The organism is Streptomyces sp., from assembly GCF_019510245.1.
Lineage (GTDB): Bacteria > Actinomycetota > Actinomycetes > Streptomycetales > Streptomycetaceae > Streptomyces.
Genome location: NZ_JAEKKT010000390.1, coordinates 1 through 4,870 on the forward strand (window position 1 = coordinate 1; position 4,870 = coordinate 4,870).

Annotated in this window: 7 protein-coding genes and 2 pseudogenes; 4 read left to right on the plus strand and 5 right to left on the minus strand. The window is 70.6% G+C overall.

What is annotated here, in order from left to right:
- The 4 genes from JF597_RS52585 to JF597_RS52600 all read right to left on the minus strand — a co-directional run.
- The coding region (locus JF597_RS52585; protein WP_294014012.1) for a ferredoxin reductase at positions 1-494 on the minus strand (494 nt) is incomplete at its 3' end.
- Positions 491-694 carry a hypothetical protein gene (locus tag JF597_RS52590; RefSeq protein ID WP_294014014.1) on the minus strand — a complete coding sequence of 68 codons (204 nt, stop codon included), beginning with the start codon at positions 692-694 and terminating at the stop codon, positions 491-493. The genes JF597_RS52590 and JF597_RS52585, both read right to left, overlap by 4 nt.
- Positions 691-1,764 carry an aromatic ring-hydroxylating dioxygenase subunit alpha gene (locus JF597_RS52595; protein ID WP_294014016.1) on the minus strand — a complete coding sequence of 358 codons (1,074 nt, stop codon included), beginning with the start codon at positions 1,762-1,764 and terminating at the stop codon, positions 691-693. The genes JF597_RS52590 and JF597_RS52595 overlap by 4 nt, the downstream gene beginning before the upstream one ends.
- Positions 1,765-2,294: 530 nt before the next feature.
- A complete protein-coding gene (locus tag JF597_RS52600) occupies positions 2,295-2,480 on the minus strand; it encodes a hypothetical protein (RefSeq protein WP_294014018.1) in 186 nt (61 codons plus the stop codon).
- Positions 2,481-2,687: 207 nt separating this feature from the next.
- Here JF597_RS52600 and JF597_RS52605 point away from each other — a divergent pair, with 207 nt between their 5' ends.
- From JF597_RS52605 to JF597_RS52615, 3 genes and pseudogenes are all read left to right on the plus strand, one after another.
- Positions 2,688-2,891 carry a hypothetical protein gene (locus JF597_RS52605; RefSeq protein ID WP_294014020.1) on the plus strand — a complete coding sequence of 68 codons (204 nt, stop codon included), beginning with the start codon at positions 2,688-2,690 and terminating at the stop codon, positions 2,889-2,891.
- A complete protein-coding gene (locus JF597_RS52610; RefSeq protein WP_294014022.1) occupies positions 2,888-3,610 on the plus strand; it encodes a molybdopterin-dependent oxidoreductase in 723 nt (240 codons plus the stop codon). The genes JF597_RS52605 and JF597_RS52610 overlap by 4 nt, the downstream gene beginning before the upstream one ends.
- Positions 3,594-4,187: pseudogene (locus JF597_RS52615) on the plus strand (cytochrome b/b6 domain-containing protein); the annotation flags it as partial. The gene JF597_RS52610 and the pseudogene JF597_RS52615, both read left to right, overlap by 17 nt.
- Here the strand turns inward: JF597_RS52615 and JF597_RS52620 are convergent.
- Positions 4,069-4,722: a helix-turn-helix transcriptional regulator gene (locus JF597_RS52620; protein WP_294014024.1), complete on the minus strand. Its 654-nt coding sequence runs from the start codon at positions 4,720-4,722 to the stop codon at positions 4,069-4,071. The pseudogene JF597_RS52615 and the gene JF597_RS52620 sit on opposite strands and share 119 nt — an antisense overlap.
- On the opposite strand from JF597_RS52620, the pseudogene JF597_RS52625 reads away from it, so the two are divergent.
- Positions 4,649-4,870, plus strand: a pseudogene (locus tag JF597_RS52625) (dihydrodipicolinate synthase family protein); the annotation flags it as partial. The gene JF597_RS52620 and the pseudogene JF597_RS52625 overlap by 74 nt on opposite strands.

Here is a 4,870-nt window from a genome sequence, read left to right on the forward strand (position 1 = left end):
GCGACGGTGACCCGATCGCCGTAACGGCTCAACTCCTCGGTGAACGCCATGGATTCGCGCGTCCGCCCGCCGTACAGCAGCGTCCACTCCGCGCCCTCGGCCTCCGCCGCCGCGAGCATCGGGAGGATCGGGGTGATGCCGATGCCGCCCGCGATGAAGCGGTAGCGGGGTGCGGGCCGCAGGGCGAAGTGGTTGCGCGGGCCGCGCACCCTGACCTTGTCGCCCTGTCCCAACTGCTCGTGCACATGGGCGGATCCACCGCGCCCCACGGGCTCGCGCAGCACGGCGATCCGCCAGGCGGTGCGGTCGGCCGGGTCGCCGCACAGGGAGTACTGCCGCTCCAGGCCCGGGCCGAGCACCACGTCGATGTGGGCGCCGGGTTCCCATCGCGGGAGCTGCTCGCCCAGCGGGTGGCGCAGGGTGAGGGCGAGCACGCCGTCGGCCGCCGTGTCCCTGCGGTCGACGACGAGTTCGGCTTCGTACGCGTCACTCATGAGCTGTTTCCTTGCGGCTCGGGTGAGAGCGGCTCGTGTCCTTGCGGGGAGTGCCCGTTCGGGTGCGCGAGCATCCACTCCCACATCTCGATCGGGTCCTGCGAGGTGTGCTCACGGCCGCAGTGACAGGTGCCGTGCAGGACATCAGTGCCCGGCAGCCAGTCGATGCGGTAGATCTCCCCGGTGGCTCCGGCACTCACAGGACCTTCTCCACGGGCTTGTCGCCCTCCTCGACCAGCCGGGCGAGGATACGACGGGCGGCGAGACCGCCGGTGTCGATGTTGATGCTCAGCTCCTGGTAGCCGCTGCGCTCGGTGCCGAGCGTCCGCTGCAGCAGGTTGAGCGCGTCGACGTCCTGCATGACGACGGTGTGGTTGTTGCCCCGCAGGAACTCGGTCACCTCGGCGTCCTCGGTCGCCCAGTCGCGCGAGACCATCCAGAAGTCGTACACGTGACCGTCGCTCGACGGCGTGATGGCGTACGTGATCTCGGTGTGGAAGCCGTTCGGGTCGCTGCCGTCCGCCTCGGGCGTCACGCCGACCGGCGCGATCCTGCTGTGCAGCAGATACAGACAGGGCGCGTGGTACTCGATGTCCTGCCAGCGCGTGATCCGGCCGCTGATGCCGGTGGACTTGGCGTAGAAGGGCGGGCACTCGGCGTCGTCCATGTGCCGGCTCACCCGTACGATGCCCGCGCCTTCGTCGACCTCCGTGGTGATCGGCGTCTCGGCGACCTCGGGGGTGCCGATGTAGCCGCCGTGCAGATAGGTCTCGTGGGAGAGGTCGAGGAGGTTGTCGACCAGCAGGCCGTAGTCGGCGTCGATCGGCTCCATGCCGCGGACGGTGACCCAGCCGGGGGAGTCGAGGTGCCTGGCCCGCGGGATGGTGTCGGCGTCGGCGAGGGCCGGGTCGCCGATCCACACCCAGACCAGGGAGTCCAGCTCGACGACGGGGTAGGAGGCGACGCGCGCGGTGCGCGGTACGCGCTTCTGGCCCGGCACGTACACACAGGTGCCCGTGGTGTCGTACGTGAACCCGTGGTACCCGCACACGATCCGGTCGCCGTCGAGCCGGCTGGGCTTCTCGTGCAGCGGGAACCTGCGGTGCACACACCGGTCGGCGAGCGCGACGGGCGTCCCGTCCTCCTCGGTCCGGTAGAACACGAGCGGCTCACCGAGGATCGTCCGGCCGAGCAACTCCTCGCGCCCGACCTCATGGCTGTAGGCGGCGACGTACCACTGGTTCCTGGCGAAGGCGGTGGTGTGAGGCATGGGGGTTCCGTCCCTGTCGGCGGGGCGTCGTCGCCCCGCGTGCCGTGGTTGGAGTCAGCGTCCCGACGCCGGCGGTGGCTCCGCAAGGCGGCTTCTGCCAGACGGAAGAGCTTCCGCGAAGAGGCTGTTCAGAGGGTCGGCTGAGGGGTGCTGCTGTTCGGTTCGCACTTGACGTAGCCGTGGACGGCGACGGCGAGTGCGGCTACTCGCTGCGCGGCATGCACACGGATCCGGCCACCCGCTCGCCGGCCGCCACGCTGCGCGTGCCTTTCACGGAAACGCCGTCCGAGCACATCGTGCCGGGCCTGGACCGTGACCTCGACGAGGCGCTGCACAACGCCGTAACGCGACGCACTCACCCTCCGCACGGACCGGTTCGCCGTCCCCGGCCGGTGCACCCGGGGCGGCGGCCCGAAGCCGGTGCCCGCCCGTCCGGGGCCCGGCCTGTCCCGCTCGGGGCCGTCCTTGGCGCTGACGGAGGGTCAGCCGGACGCGATGCGGGTGGCTCTGCGGTGTGGCCGACGCCCGGCTCACCGGAGTGCCTCGAGCGAGGTGTGCGGCGGGATCGGCCGGCATGTCCCCTGGCGTACGACATGACGGCCGGCTCCGGGGACGGTGGTGAGCAGGCGCTCGCCGAACGGGCCGTAGTGCTCGACTCGGGTGCACTGCGCGCGGCCGATGCGCATGGCCGCGATCACGTCGCTGGGTACATCCACGACGGCGGACCGTTGCCAACGGTGAGAGTTCGGTACATGAAGTTGAGCGTTGTACTTATTGGGCTCCGTCTGTCGATATAGCGTGACTCCGACGGGACGATCAACGCCCGCACGACCCACGCACAGGACACCCCGGCCCGTGGCCTGCGGAGTCGGACCCGGAGTACTGGCCCGCGTGAGTCTTCGACAGTTTCCTGGGAGCACGGCATGAAGATCTGGATTCGTTTGGTCGTCGGGGTTCTGCTGCTCTTCTCCGGCGTGGTGTGGAGCCTGCAAGGATCCGGGGCGGTCGGTGGCAGCGGCATGTCGGGGCAGGCCCAGTGGCTGGTGATCGGCCTGTTCGTGGCTGTCATCGGCGCGGTCCTGCTCGTCGGCGGGGTCAGGAAGCTGCGGGCGGGAGAGAGGGCTTGACCGAGGAGGCGGACCGCCGGGGCAGGCCGGTCGGGCGACGGGTCGTCCTCGGCATCCTCGGCCTCGGCGCCGTCGCGGTGCCCGCAGGCGCCCGCCTGCAGGACGTGACGGACGGTCTGCTGGCCACCGTGAGCAGCAAGGACCCCACGGGTCTGACCGGGCTGCTGCCGGGCGGCGGGGGTTTCCGCTTCTACTCGGTCGCCGACAGCATTCCGCACCGCTCGGCCGCCGACTACCGGCTCACCGTGAAGGGCCTCGTCGACCGCCCGGTGACGTACACACTGGAGCAGTTGAAGGCCATGCCGCGCACCCGTCTGGTCCGGGACGTCCAGTGCGTCACCGGCTGGCGGGTGCCGCAGACGCCCTTCGCCGGGGTGCGGCTGTCCCACCTGCTGGAGACGGCCGGGGTGAAGCCGGGAGCGAAGGCAGTGCACTTCACCTGCTTCGACGGCGTCTACACCGAAAGCCTCACCCTGGAGCAGGCGCGGCGCCCCGACATGCTCGTCGCCTACGAGATGCAGGACAAGCCGGTCACCGCCCCGCACGGCGGTCCAGTGCGGCTGTATGCCGCGCCGATGTACTTCTACAAGTCGGCGAAGTGGCTCTCCGAGATCACGGTCACCGAACGCGTCGTACCCGGCTACTGGGAGCCGCGCGGCTATGACATCGACGCGTGGGTCGGCAAGTCGAACGGACGCGACGATGACTCGACCGGCTGAACCGCCCGAGCTGATACGGCGCTTCACCGTCGCCGAACGCTGGATCCACCGCGCCACGGCCGCGCTGATGGGTACCGCCCTCGTCACCGCCGCCTTCCTCTACCTGCCCGCCCTGGGCGAGCTCGTGGGCCGGCGACGCCTGCTGGTGACCGTGCACGAGTGGGCGGGCGTCACCATGCCCGTCCCGCTGCTGGCCGGGCTGGTCTCACGCGCCTTCCGCGCCGACCTGGTCCGCATCAACCGTTTCGGTCCGCACGACCGTGGCTGGATACGCGCGACTGTGCGCCGGCGCCCGCACCCGGCGGGGAAGTTCAACGCGGGTCAGAAGCTGTATGCGGCCGTGATCTCGGGAGCCGCCCTGGTGATGATCGGCACCGGCCTCATCATGTGGTTCCCGCGTCTCACGGCGCTGTTCCTGCGCACGGGAGCGACGTTCGTCCATGACTGGCTGGCCCTGCTCATCGGTGCCCTGGTCGGCGGCCACATCTGGATGGCCTCCAAGGACCCCGAGGCGCGCACCGGCCTGCGCACCGGCCTCGTCTCCCGATCCTGGGCCAGGCGCCATCACCCCCTGTGGGAAGGCGAACAGCCCGGCGAACACAAGCTGTCGAAGGCCACGCAATCCGTCCGCACAGCCGTGTGCCTCTGGGCCTGCGGCTCTCCCGCTCGCCGAGGTGGTGACCGCCGACCCCTGCCCGGGTCTGGGAGGGCGCGGCACCGAAGCGTCGGCGATAGGCGGCGGAGAACCGGTTCAAGTGGCTGAAGCCCCACCGTCCGGCCGCCTCGGTGACTCCCGTGGCGCCCGTGAGGAGGTCGGCGTGAACACGGTCCAGGCGGACGTTGCGCAGGTACGTCAGCGGGGTCACGCCGAGAGTCCCGATCGTAGGCCGAGTCGCCCGCCACGCATCCCAACGGGACCTCCCTCGACCGGGCACCGCGCGGAACTCCGGCGGCAGATCCGCAGCGCGTCGTCCATGAGCGGGTGACCGCGGGGACGGCCGGCACCGGATTCGTGGTAAGGGCCCGTCGTGACCGATCGTGCTCAACGCCGTCGACAGGACGATGGCATCGGTCGTCGGCGGTACGCTCCCGCAGACCGCTCTCGCTCTCACTCGCGCAGCTCGGAGCGGTGCCGCCGACCGGGCGCTGGACCTGTCCGGCGAACTCGAGCCGCTGTGGGCATTGTTGCGCCGCCACGGCAGTCTGCGTGTCATGTCCGCTGCCGCTTCACACCTCGGCCTGACGGAGGAGCCGAACCTG